Genomic DNA, 17,772 nt, shown 5'->3' with positions numbered 1-17,772 from the left:
GAGGTGTTTTGTTTGAAGGCTTTCAGGTTTTTGATTTTTTTGGTAATTGTCTTTGGAAGTTTGATTATTCTAAAGGACAAGCCATACGCTACTTTAAATAACAATGATAGTACCTTGAATTATGAATATTTGTACGACAATACAGTTAGGTTTCACTTTATAGCTAATAGTGATTCATATTTTGATCAAATGGTAAAGAATAGAATAAAAGATGAAGTTTTGGCTTATTTAAAAAAGAATAAGAATATAAATCATGGTAAATCTCAGGGATTACGAATATTAAAGGAGAACTCTGAAAAAATTAGAGAGATTTGTGAGGACGTTCTGCAGGAATTTGACCTGAATCAAGATATAAAAATAGAGATTACTGAAAAATATTTTGACGAGAGGATTTATGGGAAATACACAGTACCAAGTGGCGTATATGATGCTTTAATAGTACACATAGGGCAAGGCAATGGAAAAAATTTTTGGAGCATATTGTTTTCGAGCATAGGGTTTATAGATAGTGATGATTCCAGAAAAATTGATTCCATAGCTGATATCGTTAGGGGCAGTAAAATTAATCTACAGCAGGTGTCATCAATGATAAGTAGTAAAGCAAATAAGATAACCATTTCTTTTAAAATAATTGAAATATTTAAAGACTTCTTTGACAGAATATTTTAAATTATACCTATTTAAAAACTTAATGGGTATAATTTTTATTTTGGTTAACCTTCTTCTTTTTCAAATAACGAATCCATAACGTTAACAAGATCGTCTATAAAGTTTGATTTTTTTATTGATATTATATTTTTTTTCATTTCATCAAGTATTTCTTTGTGATCTATTAGCTTTGAAAAAGAATTTATACTTTTCTTAGATTTTGATATACGCATTCCTATCTTATTTTTTAAAATAAAATCTGCATTTTTCCCTTCTTGACCTGGGATAGCATCGAAAAATATTATAGGAAGATGAGAGTGGATAGCCTCAGTCGTTGTAAGTCCTCCTGGTTTTGTAATTATTACATCACTTACTTTCATGTATTTACTCACATCCCGTGTGAATCCTAGCAAATGAAACTTAATTGAACTTGATCTATGTTTAGAAATTAAATTATTAAACTTTTGGTACAATCTTCTATTGCTCCCAGTTATGATTATAATTTGAAGAGGTTTGTCTATGCTTAGAAGAGCTTTAAATATATTAATAACACAGTCAACTCCAAAGCTTCCAGACATTAACAATATTGTGAAGTTATTTTCATCAAATCCTATGTTACTAAATATTTCGGTCTTTTTGTAAGATTTAAAAAAATCGACCCCTACAGGTATTCCTATAGGATATATTATATTTTTGTTTACTCCTCTTTTGATCATATCTTCAGTCATTTGCTCTGAGGCTGTTATGTATGCATCCACATAGTCCTGAATCCAAAATTTATGAGGAGCATAGTCAGTTAATAAATTGATCAATTTTATATTTTTCAAATTTCCGATTTTTTTTAAATAAGAAATCATTTCAGTTGAGAATGGATGTGTAGATATTATGACATCTGTATCAAATTCACCTATGAGGGGTAGAAGTCTCTTTGCAAGAGTGTTTAATATAAGTACGAAGACATTAACAAGAGACCTTTTGGATTCAGAGTAATAATAAACCATTCCAGTAATTAGAGGAAATTTTTTTGAACATTCGGAGTATAAAGACTTTGTTAACTTATTAAAGGACGGATTTAAATAATCAAGCGTATTTAACATTTTAATATTATAGTTTAGGTTCCTAAACTTTAGATGCTCATCTATAGCTTCAGTAGCTTTTACATGGCCAGCACCATAATCGCCAGTGAGTATTAAAATGTTCATCTGTTTATCCACTTCTCTCCCACTTTCTTTTTATTTTGAAAATAAAAAAATAATACAGATTATTACAAGAATTTTCTGACTAATTATAATAGATATTTTAATTACCTTTCAATATAATTTAATTAAAATATAAAATAAAAAAATTTATTTACGGTAGATTTAAATGATATTATTTTAATTAAAATCGATTATTTATATTCACTTTACAGATTTTTTATTTAAGTATAGTTTAGGAGGAAATTATGAGTTGTAAGTACATATTTGTAACTGGTGGTGTTGTTTCGTCTCTTGGTAAAGGAATAACTGCTGCGTCACTTGGAAGACTTTTGAAAAATAGGGGAATTAAAGTATCTATACAAAAGTTTGATCCTTATTTGAATATAGATCCTGGGACAATGAGCCCATATCAGCATGGAGAAGTATTTGTAACTGATGACGGGGCTGAAACTGATTTAGACTTAGGTCATTATGAAAGGTTTATAGATGAAAATCTTACAAAAAACAATAATATAACGACTGGTAAAATATATTGGGATGTTATTTCTAAGGAAAGAATGGGAGATTATTTGGGTGGAACTGTCCAAGTAATTCCACACATAACCGATAGAGTAAAGGAATCGGTATATAATGTTTCTCGGAATGGTGAGTATGATGTAGTCATAACCGAGATAGGAGGAACAGTTGGAGACATAGAGTCTTTACCATTTTTAGAAGCTATTAGGCAAATAAAGTTTGATGTTGGATCAGAGAATGTTTGTTATATACACGTTACTCTTGTACCATTTCTTGGGAAATCAGGTGAGCTTAAGACTAAACCAACTCAGCATTCAGTTAAGGAATTGAGAAGTATAGGGATACAACCAGATATTATTGTTTGTAGAACTGAAAGGAGTTTGTCTAATGATCTTAAAGAGAAGATAGGATTATTTTGTAATGTTGATAAGAATTTTGTTATACAAAATATCGATACATCAAATCTTTATGAAGTTCCAATATTGTTACACAAAGAGGAGTTTGATGATAGAGTATGTGAAATTTTGAATTTATCATTTCCAGTTCAGGATGATTTAGAATGGATGAATATAGTTGATAAGATGAAAAAAATTGAAGGAGAAGTAACTGTAGCCATTGTAGGAAAATATGTTGAACTCCATGATGCGTATATTTCCGTGGTAGAATCCTTAAATCACGGAGGATATTCAAATGGAGTAACTGTTAATATAAAATGGATTAATGCAACGGAAGTAAATGAGAAAAATGTTTCCACATTTTTGGAAAAGGTTAATGGGATACTTATTCCTGGGGGATTTGGAAGTAGGGCGATAGAAGGGAAAATATTATCGATAAAATATGCCAGAGAAAATAATATTCCTTTTTTGGGAATTTGCTTGGGGATGCAATGTGCTGTAATAGAATTTGCAAGGAATGTTTTAAAGTTAGACGAAGCTACTTCATCTGAATTTAATAAAAATTCTCCATATAAAGTTATAGATATTATGGTAAATCAAGTTAATGTCAAAGGAATGGGTGGAACAATGAGACTTGGGGCATATCCTTGTAATTTGAATAAGAATTCAAGGGCTTACGATGCTTATAAATCGGAGACAATAATAGAGAGGCATAGGCATAGATATGAATTTAATAATGAATATAGAGATTTATTTATAAAAAATGGAATGAATTTAACGGGAGTGAATATTGATAACAACTTAGTGGAAATTGTTGAAATTCCAAATCATTTATGGTTTGTTGCAGTTCAGTTTCATCCAGAATTAAAATCTAGACCTAACAGACCACATCCTTTATTTGTTGACTTCATAAAGCATAGTAAAAAAAGTAAAATTTTAAGTTAATATTCTTATTGACAAATTTTATAATCTCTGTATATTTAATTATGTATGATTTATTATCTTTTTGTAGCAGTTCCTTTTGCAACCAGAGTTCTTTTCTTATTTTATCTTTTCTTAACCGTTATACCCTTTGTTTACAACTTTTTATTTGAGAGGAGGATTTTGCAGTACTCTGTATTGTGAAATGTTTGGTTTATGAATATTTTGAAGTTAGAAGATATGTCTTTGTCTGATCTCAGACAATCAGCTAAAAGTTTAGAGTTAAGGAATTATTCTAAACTTAAGAAGAGTGAGCTTATAAAAAAAATATCTGAGTTTTCTCCTACAATTGTAGAAAAGGATGGTGCAATTCTTGTAGAAAAAATAAAAACGAAGAGCAATGTTAAGAGTTTAGATGATAATTCAATAAAAGATGCCGATAGAGAAAAGTTTAGTAAATTACAAAATATAATGTCTGTATCTGAAAAAGCTAATGGTGTTTTGGAAATAAATGATAATAATAGTTTTGGTTTTTTGAGAGGAAAAAATTATTTAACTAGTTTAGAGGATGTATATGTTTCTCCTTCACAGATAAGAAGATTCAATTTAAAAACTGGAGATCACATAATAGGTAAAGTTCGTGAACCCAAAGAAGGAGAAAAGTATAGAGCTTTACTATACGTTGAGGAAATAAATGGGTTTTCTCCGGATGAAGCAGTTAAACGAAAAAATTTTGAAGAGTTAACTCCCATTTATCCAAACGAAAGATTGAAAATCGAAACAGATGACGGCAATGATTTAACTTCTAGGATCATGGATATAATGTGCCCTATAGGTAAGGGGCAAAGGGGAATGATAGTTGCTCCACCTAAGGCTGGGAAAACTAGTATTTTGAAAAAAATAGCTCAAAATGTTCTCAAAAATAATGAAGATGTAAAATTGATTATCCTCCTTATAGATGAGCGTCCAGAAGAGGTTACCGATATGAAAAGAACAATTGAAGGTGGGGAAGTTATATATTCTACGTTTGACGAGGAACCTAGTCAGCATGTTAAGGTAGCAACGATGGTTTTAGAAAGAGCCAAGAGGATGGTTGAGCATGGAGAAAATGTATTTATATTAATGGATAGTTTGACTAGATTAGCTAGAGCATGTAATTTAACTATCGTTCCTACTGGTAGAACTTTATCTGGAGGACTTGATCCTGGATCTTTAAGGATACCTAAAAAATTCTTTGGAGCTGCTAGAAATTTTGAACAAGGAGGAAGTCTTACTATACTTGCAACTGCTCTCGTGGATACGGGGTCTAGAATGGATGATATGATATTTGAGGAATTTAAAGGAACTGGAAATATGGAAGTGCACTTAGATAGAAAACTGCAAGAGCGAAGACTTTTCCCAAGCATTGATATTTATAAATCTGGAACTAGAAAAGAAGAGCTTTTATTTAGTGATGATGAAAAGGAAGTATCTTTTTACTTAAGAAAGATAATGCATAGAGAAGGTAATGCCGAAAATATTATCGAAAGTCTCATAAAGATTTTCCAAAGTACTAAGAACAATAAAGAGTTTATCAATCACTATAAAACCATAATCGATAAAGATGAAGATCTATAATAGCAAAAAGCAAGACCTCTCTTAGGAGCAAAGCTGTTTTCTAAGAAAGGTCTTTCGTTTTTAGTTATTATCAGATTTAAGGTTGAATCTCTTTCTGAACTTCTCAACCCTACCACCAATATCCACAATCTTATGCTTACCAGTAAAGAAAGGATGGCAATTGGAACAAATCTCAACTTTCAACTCGTCTTTAACAGAACCCGTTTTAAATGTATTTCCACAAGCACATTTAACCACAACGTCTTCGTTATAAGTAGGATGAATATCTTGTTTCATAGATAATCTTACCCCTTTCAACTTATTTGGATGCCTTAGGGTAGTATATCATATGAAATGAAAATTAGTCAATAAGTTCAAATTTTAATTTAAATTTTATATTATTTGCATATTGAAAGTTACATTTTAAGAAGTATAATTAAGAGTTATAGAAGGAGGATTTATGTATATGGCGAAATTATACTTTAGATACGGAGCGATGAATTCAGGGAAAACAACCTCCCTTCTTCAGGTTGCAAATAACTATGAAGAGAGAGGCATGAAGGTTTTAATATTAAAGCCAAGTTTAGATACTAAAGGAAATGATAATCTAGTATCAAGGCTTGGCATATCTAGAAAAGCTGATTTTTTAATTTGTTATGATGATAGTGTTAAAAATATGTTGGTAGATTTTAAAGAAAGCGTAAGTTGTATATTGGTAGATGAGGTTCAGTTTTTAAATAAGCATCAAGTGGACGAACTATTTGAAATTAGTGTGATTTGGGATATACCGGTTATATGTTATGGTCTTAGAACTGATTTCTTGATGAATGGATTTGAGGGAAGTCAACGACTTTTGTTAATAGCTCATTCCCTTGAGGAGCTTAAAACTATATGTGAGTGCGGCAGTAAAGCTATAATTAATGCTAGAAAGGTTAATGGGGAGTTTGTTTTCCATGGAGAACAGCGTGCCATAGATGGTGAGAATGATGTTGCCTATGAACCTTTATGTGGAAAGTGTTTTATGGTGAAGAAAACAGTAATTCGTTTGAGAAATTGAGGTGTAGTATGTGAGGCAGATTGGTGGTCAATCACTTGTAGATGGTATAGTTATGGTAGGGAAGAAATGTACAGCTGTAGTTAGGAGGAAGTCAAGTGGTAGAATTTCCGTTGAGACTTTGAATTGGTGTACTAGAAAGTCAAAAGGTTTTGCAAATAAGATTTTTATAATCAGAGGAATTGTTCATTTTGTTAAAGTCGTTGGATACGGTGTCTTGAATTTGGGTTTGTGCAATAAGGATGGACAAGATGCTCCAAATGGATCTGCAGTAAAGCTTATGAGAAATATTGGTAAAAAAATTCTGACTCTATTACTGGGAGTACTTTTATTGATCCTTGTTTTTGTTTTGCTTCCAGAATATATTGTAGATATTTTGAAAATAAAAAGCATACAGGTGGTGTCCATAGTTAAGGTTTCTATAAGGGCATTTGTTGTGATTTTATACCTAATGTTGGTTTCGAAAAATAAGGATTTATCTTCTATACTGAGGTATCATTGTGCTGAGCATAAAACTATAAATTGTTATGAGCTTGGTAATAAGCTAACTATTGAGAATGTTAAAAATGCTTCTAGGTTTCATAGGAAATGCGGGAGTAGTTTTATCACGTACATAATAATTTGGTATTTTATATTGCAATTAGTGATTTCTAGATATTCGTTTTTCGCTAATGTGTTAGTTGAAATTTTGATTTTACCTTTAGCAATAGGGCTTTCTTATGAAATTATTGAGTATATGGAGAGAAGCAGCAGTGCGTTTGCATCAATTTTGTTTTCAATCTCAAAGGTTTTACAAATGCTTACAACTAGTGAACCCAGTGATGGTGAAATAGAAGTTGCTATTGTAGCACTTAAGACTTGTGAAGGTATAAAGGTTAAAAATACTATAAAGGAGTTGTTCTTAACTGGAAGGAGTATTTTAAGAGAAGCGTCTATCGATTCTTATGCTTTAGACTCTCGCCTTATACTTGAATATTGTATTGGGGTTACTCCTGCACAAGTTTTTACAAGTGAAATAGAGGTATCGAAAGAGGATGAGGAGAGATATTTAGGACTTATCAACCAAAGAAGAAATGGTAAGCCACTTGCATATATGATAGGGAAAAAGGAGTTCTATGGAAATGACTTTATAGTAAAGGAGGGAGTCCTTATTCCAAGACCTGATACAGAGATTTTGGTCGAAAAGGTTCTTGAAATACTTAAGAGCAAAAAGAACTACACAAGTATATGCGATCTTTGTTCTGGAAGCGGTGCCGTTGGAATTTCAATACAGAAGAATAATGATACTGTAAATTGCACGTATATTGACAATTACGATATACCAATTAAAGTTACAGAAGAGAACATATACATGTATGATTTAAAAAGTAGAAGTTATATTGTAAAGAGTAATCTTTTGGACTTTTTTATAGAAAATGATTTGGTATTGGACGGAATTGTTTCAAATCCACCTTATGTGAAAACTAGTGAGATCGATTCCTTGATGAAGGATGTTAAAAATTATGAACCTGTAGAGGCACTAGATGGTGGAGAGGATGGACTTGATTATTATAGGAAAATTTGTGAACAAGCCAAGAGTGTTTTAATAGAAAATGGATTTATAGCTTTTGAAATTCCATGTAATAAAGCTTTCGATATCATGTACATAATGACGAATAATGATTTTGTAAATATAGATATATACAAAGATATAGCTGACAGAGATAGAGTTATAGTGGGATATTACAAAACCAAGAGTTAGTAAATTTATTTATTGAAATTTTGATGAATAATACTTATAATATTTAGCATTATCAAATAAGAGTCACGGAGTTGAGTTTTAATGCTTCAAAGATTAGAGTTTTTAGAACAAAAGTATGAGGAATTATCTATAAAAGTTAGCGATCCTGAGGTTATGTCTAATCAAAAAGAGTGGCAAGGACTTTGTAAAGATCATTCTGAACTCGAAATTATTACTCTTAAGTACAGAGATTATAAAAAGGTGTTAGAGGATATCGACTATAATAAGGAAATATTAAATGGTGATGATGAATTGCGTGAGCTTGCACAAGAAGAGTTGAAAGAGCTTCAGGCAAGTAAGGATTCTATTGAACGTGATTTAAAGATTTTGCTTCTACCTAAAGATCCGAATGATGATAAAAATGTTTTCATTGAGATAAGAGCAGGTACAGGTGGAGATGAAGCTGCACTTTTCGCTGCGAATTTATTTAGAATGTACTCTAAGTACGTTGAAAATAAAAGATGGAAAATTGATATGATAAGTGTTAGTGATACTGATATTGGTGGATTTAAAGAAATTGTTTTTATGGTTAAAGGAATCGGGGCTTACAGTAGGCTTAAGTATGAAAGTGGTGTACATAGAGTTCAGAGAGTGCCTGATACTGAAGCCTCAGGAAGGATTCATACATCAGCAGCTACTGTTGCTGTACTTCCAGAGGTGGATGATGTTGATATTGACATAAATCAAAATGACATAAGAGTTGATGTATTTCGTTCCTCTGGTAACGGTGGGCAGTCTGTTAATACTACGGATTCTGCAGTTAGAATAACTCATATACCAAGTGGTATAGTTATATCTTGCCAAGACGAAAAATCTCAACTTAAGAATAAGGAAAAAGCTATGAAGCTTTTGAGGGCTAGGCTTTTTGAAATGGCCGAGAATGAGAGATTAAAATCTATAGCCGAAGATCGAAAGAGTCAGGTAGGTTCTGGAGATAGAAGTGAGAGGATAAGAACTTATAATTATCCTCAAGGAAGAGTGACTGATCATAGAATAGGGATGACTTTATATAAGCTAGATAGTTTTATGGATGGTTACATTGATGAGATAACAGACGCACTTATTGCGTATAGTCAAGCGGATAAAATGAAGCAAATAGGAGATAATTTATAGATTTTATGTTTCACCTATCGTCATGAGAGATATTTTCTTATGGCGATAGAATTATTTTTAAGAGGTTTATATGGATACAAAAATTGTAAATTATTATAAAGATAAAGATGGATTTGAAAAATGTGTGTATAGTATAAGGAAAAATAATGTGGTTGTTTTTCCAACGGAAACAGTTTATGGTGTGGGGGCAAATGCATTAAATAAAGAAGCGGTTTTGAAAATTTTCCATATAAAGAATAGATCATATGATAATCCTCTGATTGTACATGTTTGTGATTATGATATATCTGATTATGTGGAGAATGTAAGCAATCAAACTCTTAAATTAATAAATACGTTTTGGCCGGGACCATTGACATTGATATTAAACAAAAAAGATATAATACCCAATGAAACTACAAGTGGAAGAAATACTGTAGCTATCAGAATGCCAAGAAATGAAATTGCATTGAGGCTCATAAGGGAAAGTGGATTTCCAATAGCTGCACCTTCAGCCAACATATCAGGTAGACCAAGTGGTACAAATGCTAAAAGATGTTTTGAAGATTTAGAGGGTCAGGTAGAGTTTATAATAGATGGTAAGGAAAGCGAAATAGGAATTGAATCAACGGTTGTAAGCATGGTAAATGATAATCCAGTAGTATTAAGACCTGGTCACGTAACTTTAGATGAAATTAAAAAAGTTTTACCAAATGTTCAATTATATAATGGTATAAATTGTAAAACATATGTTGAAGCTCCTTTGTCTCCAGGACTCAAATATAAACATTATTCTCCAAGATGCGAAATGGTTATAGTAGATTCAACAAAGTCTAAAATTGCAGATTACATAATGAGTAATTTTAAAATTTATAAAAATATTGGGATTTTATGTTTGGATGATAGTCAGAATTTTTATAGATCTTTAGATAAAAACTTCAAAGTTGTTAGTCTTGGAAGGCGGTATGACCTCGAGCAGATAGGTAAAAATTTATTTGAGAGTATAAGAATTCTTGATGATTTGGATTGTGATTTTATAGTTAGCGAATGTTTTTCTGAAGATTTTTCAACAGCTATAATGAATAGGATGCTTAAGGCTGCATCTTTTAACGTAATAAAGTTGTAGGAGGTAAATTATTTGAAAATATTGTTTGTTTGTACAGGGAATACATGCAGAAGTGTTATGGCAGAATTAGTGTTGAAGGAAAAGTTGAAACAAAGATTTGGTGAAGGTTGGTCAGAGAAATTTTGCGTTGATTCTGCAGGTATAATGGCAGATGGTGTAAGTTTAATTTCTCAGAATGTTATAAAGGTTTTAGAGAATTTTTACAATAGGAAGTTTGATGAAAGTAGAAAATGTAAATTATTTGACGATAAAATGTTTGACAAATATGATATCATTTTGACAGTTTCGCTTAACCATAAGCAAAGTTTAGTTAATAGACTTAGTAAAAATGTAAAAAATATATTTACACTTTCGGAATTTGTAGGAGAAACAGGGGATATAAGTGATCCGTTTATGCATGGATTGGAAGTTTATAGTGCTACATTTGATAGAATTAATTTTTTGTTAGATAAATTGATAGAAAAGATAAATGCTTTGGAGGGAAATATGGGAAGAATATTTAAGATAGAGCATCCTATAGTTAAACATAAATTATCCATGATAAGAGATAAAAATACAGATGTACATAGATTTAGAGAATTGTGTGGAGATCTTTCTGTACTATTGTGTTATGAGGCACTTAAAGATTGCGAATCTAGGGAAGTGGAGATAGAGACCCCTATATCAAGGACGAAGGGAACTAAAATTTTGGAAAATAAGATAACACTAGTTGCAGTACTGAGGGCAGGACTTGGAATGTTAGATGATCTACTTAAAATGATTCCGGAAGCTAAGGTTGGACACATAGGATTATACAGAGATGAAATTACATTTAAGGCTGTGGAATATTTTTCTAAATTTCCTAAGAATATTAATGACACGGATGTAATATTACTTGATCCGATGATAGCAACAGGTGGATCTATCATTGATTCAATAAGATTGTTGAAAAAGATAGGTGTAAGAAATATAAAGGTTTTGTCTTTAATCGCTTCTGCACAGGGGTTAGATAGAGTTGTTAACGAGTTTAATGATATAGAGGTTTATGTTGCTGCAATTGATAGCGAATTAAATGAAAGAGGATATATTGTACCTGGACTTGGTGATGCAGGAGATAGAATTTTTGGTACTCATTAGACGTTATTTTTAAATTCAGAATATAAAGATTGTTTATAGGAAATCCTAGAAGTATGTACAAAAAATGTTATAAAATGAGATGATTTTGTGGGTTATATTACGTTATTCTTATCTAGTATGTTTATATCATTGTTTTTAACGCCTCTGTTTATGAACATATCTTTTCGGTTTGATTTTTTGGATGTACCGAAGGAGGAGAGGAAGGTTCATAAGACTCCTATGCCGTTTTTGGGTGGAGTAATTATGTATATTTCATCTTTGGCTGTGCTAACTCTTCAAACCGTGTTTGTTGATAGATCACATTTTATTATGATAGTGAGTTCAACGCTTATTTTAATAGGTGGAATAATTGATGATATGTGTCCTATGAGGCCTAGAGGTAAATTATTAATACAAATGATTGCAATTAGCATTTTAATTTCTAATAATATTTACATAAAAAATATGAGTTTTTTTCCTGGAACGATGGAATTTCATGTTAATTTACTTGGAATGGTATTCACTTTTGTATGGATATTGCTTATTACTAATGCCTTCAATTTAATAGATGGTTTGGATGGATTAGCTGCTGGAGTTTCGTTTATAGTCTCCTGTACAATTTTTATCATTAGTGTTATATCTGGAAACTTTTCTAATGCTATAGTTTCAGCAATATTGTGTGGGACTCTAATTGGTATATTACCTTATAATTTTTACAGGGCTAAGATTTTTATGGGCGATTCTGGTTCACAATTTATCGGGTTTGTTCTTTCAGTAATTTCCATAAATGGTTCAAATAATTTGGATGGTGAGTTTGTAGTCTTAGTACCTATTGTTGTTTTTGGACTTCCATTGTTTGATATAGTTACATCTGTAATAAGACGTAGAGTGAGAGGAAAACCGATCATGTTTCCAGATAAGGAACACGTACATCATAAATTGATAAGCTTCGGAAATTCTCATCCGAAGTCAGTTATAATAATGTATTTGATTAGTATATTTTTTAGCATAGTATCAATACTTATGGTTTTAAGTAATTTGTTCTTTTTTATATTTTTGTTGTTAGTGTGCGTAGTAGCTATGGTTGTTCTCATATTGGTTTTTGATGTATTTGGTTTAAAGGATAGGTGTGTTAAATAATTGTTTAAAAGGGAGATTTCTATATGAAGATAAAAGTAATGAGTGTATTTGGAACCCGTCCTGAGGCTATAAAGATGGCTCCTCTCATAAAAGAGTTAGAGGGGAATGCAAATTTTGAAAATATAGTTTGCACAACGGGACAACATAGAGAGATGTTAGACCAAGTTTTAAAAGTATTTGATATATCATCTGATTATGATTTGAACATTATGAAGGATAAACAGACGCTGTCTACTTTAACAACTTCAATTGTACGGCGACTCGAAGATATATATTGTATTGAGAAACCACAAGTTGTGATTGTTCATGGAGATACAACCACAACTTTTTGTGCAGCTTTGAGTGCGTTTTACCAAAAAATAGATGTAGTACATGTTGAGGCGGGACTTAGGAGCAATGATATTTATTTTCCTTTTCCAGAGGAAATCAATAGAAAATTGACGACGGTTTTGGCTAAATACCATTTTACACCTACGATTGTCTCGGAATTAAATTTGATTAAAGAGGGAGTTCCAAAAGAAAATATACATGTTGTGGGTAATACAGTTATAGATACGATTAAATATACGGTGAAAAATAATTATAAATTTAAGGATGAAATACTTAAGAATATTGATTTTTCTAAGAAAGTGGTGGTAGTAACGGCACATAGGAGAGAAAATTGGGGTGAAGTAATAGTTAATGTATGTAACGCTATTAAAAAACTATCAACAAGATATGCAGATATACAATTTTTATTTTTGACGCATTTAAATCCTGTAGTTAAGGATTGTGTGGTTTCTATTTTAAGTAATATATCCAATGTTTTTATAATTAATCCTATTGGTATAGATGATTGTCATAATCTTTTATCTAGGTGTTTTTTTGTTATGACTGATTCTGGAGGAATACAGGAAGAGGCACCATATCTTGGAAAATTTGTTTTAGTTTTAAGACGTGAAACTGAGAGAAAAGAGGTGTTGGATCAGGGAGCAATTAAATTAGTTGGTACTGATGAAAAAGATATTTATGATAGTGCCAAAAATTTTATAGATGTTGGTGGATACAACTCAAATTTATCTGAAACAGTTTATGGTAATGGTGATGCTTCTCACAAGATAGTAAAATTATTAGAAAAAATGTATTTAAAAAATAATTAAAAAATTTATCTCAAATTTTCTACACTGTAATAATGTATTACTAATAACTTATATTTTGGAGGTAAAAGGTGGAGAAATTTAGAATTATAGGAGGACAACCATTACATGGAGAAATCAAGGTTAGTTCTGCTAAGAATTCTATATTGCCTATAATTGCAGCTACTATACTTTGTGATGAGGAGTGTATAATTGAAAATTTTCCGATTCTTAAAGATGTTAATGTGATGTGTGATGTACTTAAAAATTTGAATATAAGAATAGAATCTGACATTTTTGACAATGTGCTTAAGATAAATGCTAGTAGTGCAAAAAATTTGGATTTATCTGAGTGTTTAATAAAAAAAATGAGAGCCTCATTTTTAGTATCAGGGCCTCTTTTGTCTAGATTTGGAAGAGTACGTATTTATATGCCGGGAGGGTGTAAGATAGGTGTTAGGCCTATTGATCTACATCTTAAGGGATTAAAGTCTTTGGGGGCTGATATTTCTATTGTAGGTGGTTGTGTTGAGATTACCGCCAAAAAGCTATTTGGGGGAAGAATATATTTAGATTTTCCATCAGTTGGTGCTACAGAAAATTTGATTATGGCGTCTGTTTTAGCACGTGGGAAGACGATGATTGAAAATGCTGCAAAAGAGCCAGAGATAATTGATTTGGTAAATTTTATAAACAAGATGGGAGGAGATATTCAAGGACATGGAACTTCCAAAATAATAATAAATGGGGTAAATAAATTAAATGGGACGAGATATGTTCCTATATATGATAGAATAGAGGCAGGTACTTATTTTGCTCTTTCTGCTATAACTAAAAGTGTAATAAAGGTAAAAGGAGTTAATCAAAAATATTTAGAACCAGTAATAGATAAATTCTTTGAAATGGGACTTGCTATTAGCTTTGACGGTGATGAGGCTTTAGTTAATGGTAATGTTGATCTTAGACCAGTCAACGTAAAAACACTTCCACATCCAGGTTTCCCTACAGATATGCAACCACAATTTATGTCAATATTGTCATTAGTTTTGGGAAAAAGTACTATAACTGAAACAATTTTTGAAAATAGGTTTATGCATGCTGTGGAATTACGCAAAATGGGAGCAGATATTTCTATTAACGGTAAGGTTTCTTTGATTAAGGGGGTTAATAAATTTTCACCTTCTAGTGTTAGAGCAACCGATCTAAGAGCAGGTGCTGCACTTATCTTAGCTGCGTTATCTTGTGATGGGTGTAGTGAAATAACAGATATTTATCACATAGATAGAGGTTATTCTCAAATAGAAAATAAACTAAATAAAATAAATGCAAACATCGCAAGGATAAATTATTAAAAACATCCATTTTTAGTAATGGATGTTTTTGGCGTAATAAAAATTACTTTTAGTAAATAAATATTTTATATATAAAATATTTATTTATGAGGTAGAATTGGTGATAAATATGTTTAAAAAGCTTATTTTATCTATTTGTATAATAACTATTATTATTTTAAGTTTGCCTTTGATAGTTATCAACTTTGATAAAAGTTTTTCTAAAGATTTTACTGTAGGTCATGAAGATAGTGTAATGGTAAAACTTTATAGGCACGATAAAGATATTGTTGAGGAAATTAATTTAAGAAAATATTTAGAGGGAGTTTTGGCTGCTGAGATACCAGCAAAATTTGATATTGAGGCTATTAAAGCTCAAGCAGTTGCCTCTAGGACATATGTAGTTAGTAGAATTTTGAGCGGAAACAAAATACATAATATAGCTGATGTATGTGATTCAGTTCATTCTCAAGCATATATTGGCAGCAGTGAATACGATATTAAATTTGGAGATAAAAAACAAGAATATATAGAAAAAATAAGGAGAGCCATATCAGAAACTGATGGAGAGGTTATTTATCATAATGGTAATATTATACAGAATGCTTTGTATTTTGCTGTATCAAGTGGAAATACGGAAAATTCATCTGAAATTTTTTCTTTCCATGAACCTTATTTAATAGCTGTAAACAGTGAGTTTGATAAAGATGCACCAAAAGCTACAGGAGAATACGTTTTTACCGAAAAAGAATTAGTTAATAAAATAAATGATACGTACAAAAATGCAAATGTTAGCAATTTTGATGATATTGAAATTTTGAATTATACTGAATCTGGATCAATTGGCAAGATAAGACTGGGTAATGAAATAATTAGAGGATTGGATTTTAGATATTTACTAAATCTAAATTCTAGTAATTTAAGTATTGAAAAAAAGGGCGATAATGTGATTATAAATGTAAAAGGTTATGGTCATGGTGTTGGATTATCTCAGTGGGGAGCTGGTAAAATGGCAGAACTCGGATATACTTATGATGAAATATTGAAACATTATTATACAGGAATTGAAATTAATAAGATGAGCTATTTTTAAGATAGTCATCTTATTTTTTTCTTTTTTGAAAAAATTATAAATACTTGTATGTTTTTCTAAATCTTGGACAAAATTACAATGGAGGTGTTTAAATGAATAATAGAAAATCAAAACTCTTTGGTAAAAAGGATAAATTTAATCTATTCGTAGTTATATGTGTAGTTTTATTTATAGTTTTTGCTGTGTATGTAATTAGTGTTCCAACTAAAATGGAGAAGACCCAAACCGGTTCTCTAAATGAAAATTTTATAAAAAATGATGTTAGCTTTGAACAAAAATTGGATGTAAATGAAAATGTTATAGATAATGCAGTTCAGGTTAAGGAACAAAGTGATCAAAAACTAGGAAAAGATACTGAAAATAAAAATTCTGATAGTAACAATGAAGTAGCCATTAATATTTCTAATGATAACAACTTTGGTGATAGTGGTGTAAATATTGCTGAAACGGTAAATGAAGATATTGCAGAAGTTTCGACTAGTAGTCTGTCTTTTGTATCTCCAGTTGATGGCAGTATTATTAGGGTGTACTCTGACGATACTATATATTCTAAGACTTTGAATACTTGGAGAACTAGAGAAGGAGTAGATTTTAAGGTTGATATCGGTACTCCTGTCATGTCAGTTATGGATGGTACTGTAGAAAAAATCGATAATGATTTAACTGAAAGAGGAAGATATATAATCATAAAACATGACGATGGATTTAAAACAGTTTATACAAATTTAGATGAGGATGTTAAGGTTGTAAATGGACAAAAGGTAAGGAAAGGAGAGATTATAGCTTCAGTTGGTAATTCGTCTGGAAACTATTCGAGTGAAGAATACGGAGCTCATTTTAACTTTATAATGTACTTAAATAATGAGGAAGTAAATCCATCTGAATATATAAAGTTTAAATAGTTATTTGGTGATTTTGACTAAGTAACTATTTTCGAAGAAGGTAAGTGAAGCATGAAGGATTACATTGAAGAAAGAGTTTTAGGTGTTGCTAAGTATATAATAGACTCCAAATCTACGATTAGAAAGACAGCTATGGCCTTTGGGGTAAGTAAAAGTACTATTCATAAAGATATGACAGAAAGACTTCCTAAAATTAACCCTATTATAGCTAAAGAAGCTAAATATATATTAGATTTAAATAAAGCTGAGAGGCATATAAGAGGAGGTAAAGCTACTAAAATGAAGTATAGTAGTGGGGAAAATTAAATCTGTAGTAATACGAAGAAAAAGTATGATAAATAAAGAATACATATTAATGTTTATGAAAAATAAATGTTGATTAACTTGAAAAGAGTAAAAATATATTATATAATCTTAAGTGTTGCTGGCATAGCTCAATTGGTAGAGCAGCTGACTTGTAATCAGCAGGTTGTGGGTTCAAGTCCTATTGCCAGCTCCATGTGGAGGAATTCCCGAGTGGCCAAAGGGGGCAGACTGTAAATCTGTTGTCTTTCGACTTCGTTGGTTCGAATCCAACTTCCTCCACCAATGGGTGCATAGCTCAGCTGGGAGAGCATCTGCCTTACAAGCAGAGGGTCACAGGTTCGATCCCTGTTGTACCCACCATTTTGCTGGCATAGCTCAATTGGTAGAGCAGCTGACTTGTAATCAGCAGGTTGTGGGTTCAAGTCCTATTGCCAGCTCCATGTACAATCCCTTACGTAGTTTT

The 17,772-nt window shown here is 31.2% G+C and carries 16 protein-coding genes, 4 tRNA genes and 1 pseudogene; 19 read left to right on the top strand and 2 right to left on the bottom strand.

The annotated features are described in order from the left end of the window. Positions 1–12 precede the first annotated feature (12 nt). Positions 13–669, top strand: coding sequence for a stage II sporulation protein R (locus tag AALI31_RS06915; RefSeq protein ID WP_489885799.1), 657 nt, complete (start codon positions 13–15; stop codon positions 667–669). A gap of 44 nt (positions 670–713) precedes the next feature. On the opposite strand, the gene AALI31_RS06910 is transcribed toward AALI31_RS06915, so the two are convergent. Continuing rightward, on the bottom strand, positions 714–1,850 hold the full coding sequence (locus AALI31_RS06910) for an MGDG synthase family glycosyltransferase (RefSeq protein WP_489885798.1): 1,137 nt from the start codon (positions 1,848–1,850) through the stop codon (positions 714–716). A 242-nt stretch (positions 1,851–2,092) separates the two neighbouring features. Here AALI31_RS06910 and pyrG point away from each other — a divergent pair, with 242 nt between their 5' ends. Continuing rightward, the gene (pyrG, locus tag AALI31_RS06905) at positions 2,093–3,703 is read left to right on the top strand and encodes a CTP synthase (protein WP_489885797.1); all 1,611 of its coding nucleotides are present in this window, start codon (positions 2,093–2,095) and stop codon (positions 3,701–3,703) included. A gap of 192 nt (positions 3,704–3,895) precedes the next feature. Continuing rightward, positions 3,896–5,296, top strand: coding sequence for a transcription termination factor Rho (gene rho / locus AALI31_RS06900; RefSeq protein WP_489885796.1), 1,401 nt, complete (start codon positions 3,896–3,898; stop codon positions 5,294–5,296). A 60-nt stretch (positions 5,297–5,356) separates the two neighbouring features. On the opposite strand, the gene rpmE is transcribed toward rho, so the two are convergent. Beyond that, positions 5,357–5,572 carry a 50S ribosomal protein L31 gene (gene rpmE / locus AALI31_RS06895; protein ID WP_489885795.1) on the bottom strand — a complete coding sequence of 72 codons (216 nt, stop codon included), beginning with the start codon at positions 5,570–5,572 and terminating at the stop codon, positions 5,357–5,359. Positions 5,573–5,741: 169 nt separating this feature from the next. Here rpmE and AALI31_RS06890 point away from each other — a divergent pair, with 169 nt between their 5' ends. The 16 genes and pseudogenes from AALI31_RS06890 to AALI31_RS06815 all read left to right on the top strand — a co-directional run bounded on the left by AALI31_RS06890 (position 5,742) and on the right by AALI31_RS06815 (position 17,749). Beyond that, a complete protein-coding gene (locus AALI31_RS06890; RefSeq protein WP_489885794.1) occupies positions 5,742–6,332 on the top strand; it encodes a thymidine kinase in 591 nt (196 codons plus the stop codon). 10 nt (positions 6,333–6,342) lie between these two features. Next, a complete protein-coding gene (gene prmC, locus AALI31_RS06885) occupies positions 6,343–8,070 on the top strand; it encodes a peptide chain release factor N(5)-glutamine methyltransferase (RefSeq protein ID WP_489885793.1) in 1,728 nt (575 codons plus the stop codon). A gap of 81 nt (positions 8,071–8,151) precedes the next feature. Further along, positions 8,152–9,222, top strand: coding sequence for a peptide chain release factor 1 (prfA, locus tag AALI31_RS06880; protein WP_489885792.1), 1,071 nt, complete (start codon positions 8,152–8,154; stop codon positions 9,220–9,222). A gap of 70 nt (positions 9,223–9,292) precedes the next feature. Continuing rightward, positions 9,293–10,327 carry an L-threonylcarbamoyladenylate synthase gene (locus AALI31_RS06875; RefSeq protein WP_489885791.1) on the top strand — a complete coding sequence of 345 codons (1,035 nt, stop codon included), beginning with the start codon at positions 9,293–9,295 and terminating at the stop codon, positions 10,325–10,327. A gap of 12 nt (positions 10,328–10,339) precedes the next feature. Further along, a pseudogene (locus AALI31_RS06870) lies at positions 10,340–10,786 on the top strand (arsenate reductase/protein-tyrosine-phosphatase family protein); the annotation flags it as partial. Positions 10,787–10,813: 27 nt separating this feature from the next. Next, complete coding sequence (upp, locus tag AALI31_RS06865) at positions 10,814–11,443, top strand: uracil phosphoribosyltransferase (protein WP_489885856.1); 630 nt, start codon at positions 10,814–10,816, stop codon at positions 11,441–11,443. 117 nt (positions 11,444–11,560) lie between these two features. Next, positions 11,561–12,562, top strand: a complete 1,002-nt coding sequence (locus tag AALI31_RS06860; protein WP_489885790.1) for an MraY family glycosyltransferase — start codon at positions 11,561–11,563, stop codon at positions 12,560–12,562. Positions 12,563–12,585: 23 nt separating this feature from the next. Next, on the top strand, positions 12,586–13,701 hold the full coding sequence (gene wecB / locus AALI31_RS06855; protein WP_489885789.1) for a non-hydrolyzing UDP-N-acetylglucosamine 2-epimerase: 1,116 nt from the start codon (positions 12,586–12,588) through the stop codon (positions 13,699–13,701). Between the two features lie 68 nt (positions 13,702–13,769). After that, positions 13,770–15,029, top strand: coding sequence for a UDP-N-acetylglucosamine 1-carboxyvinyltransferase (gene murA, locus AALI31_RS06850; RefSeq protein WP_489885788.1), 1,260 nt, complete (start codon positions 13,770–13,772; stop codon positions 15,027–15,029). A 100-nt stretch (positions 15,030–15,129) separates the two neighbouring features. Next, on the top strand, positions 15,130–16,101 hold the full coding sequence (gene spoIID, locus AALI31_RS06845; protein WP_489885855.1) for a stage II sporulation protein D: 972 nt from the start codon (positions 15,130–15,132) through the stop codon (positions 16,099–16,101). Positions 16,102–16,193: 92 nt separating this feature from the next. Then, the gene (locus tag AALI31_RS06840; protein WP_489885787.1) at positions 16,194–17,003 is read left to right on the top strand and encodes a peptidoglycan DD-metalloendopeptidase family protein; all 810 of its coding nucleotides are present in this window, start codon (positions 16,194–16,196) and stop codon (positions 17,001–17,003) included. Positions 17,004–17,054: 51 nt separating this feature from the next. After that, positions 17,055–17,309, top strand: coding sequence for a sporulation transcriptional regulator SpoIIID (gene spoIIID, locus AALI31_RS06835; protein WP_489885786.1), 255 nt, complete (start codon positions 17,055–17,057; stop codon positions 17,307–17,309). Positions 17,310–17,426: 117 nt separating this feature from the next. After that, positions 17,427–17,502: transfer RNA gene (locus AALI31_RS06830), tRNA-Thr, on the top strand. A 3-nt stretch (positions 17,503–17,505) separates the two neighbouring features. Further along, positions 17,506–17,591, top strand: a tRNA-Tyr gene (locus AALI31_RS06825). Positions 17,592–17,593: 2 nt separating this feature from the next. Next, positions 17,594–17,669, top strand: a tRNA-Val gene (locus AALI31_RS06820). Positions 17,670–17,673: 4 nt separating this feature from the next. After that, positions 17,674–17,749: transfer RNA gene (locus AALI31_RS06815), tRNA-Thr, on the top strand. The last annotated feature ends 23 nt before the right edge of the window (positions 17,750–17,772 follow it).

This window comes from Anisomitus miae (SeqCode) (assembly GCF_054906395.1).
Note: the sequence above shows the minus strand (reverse complement) of the source record. Positions and strands in the feature narration are given on the sequence as shown.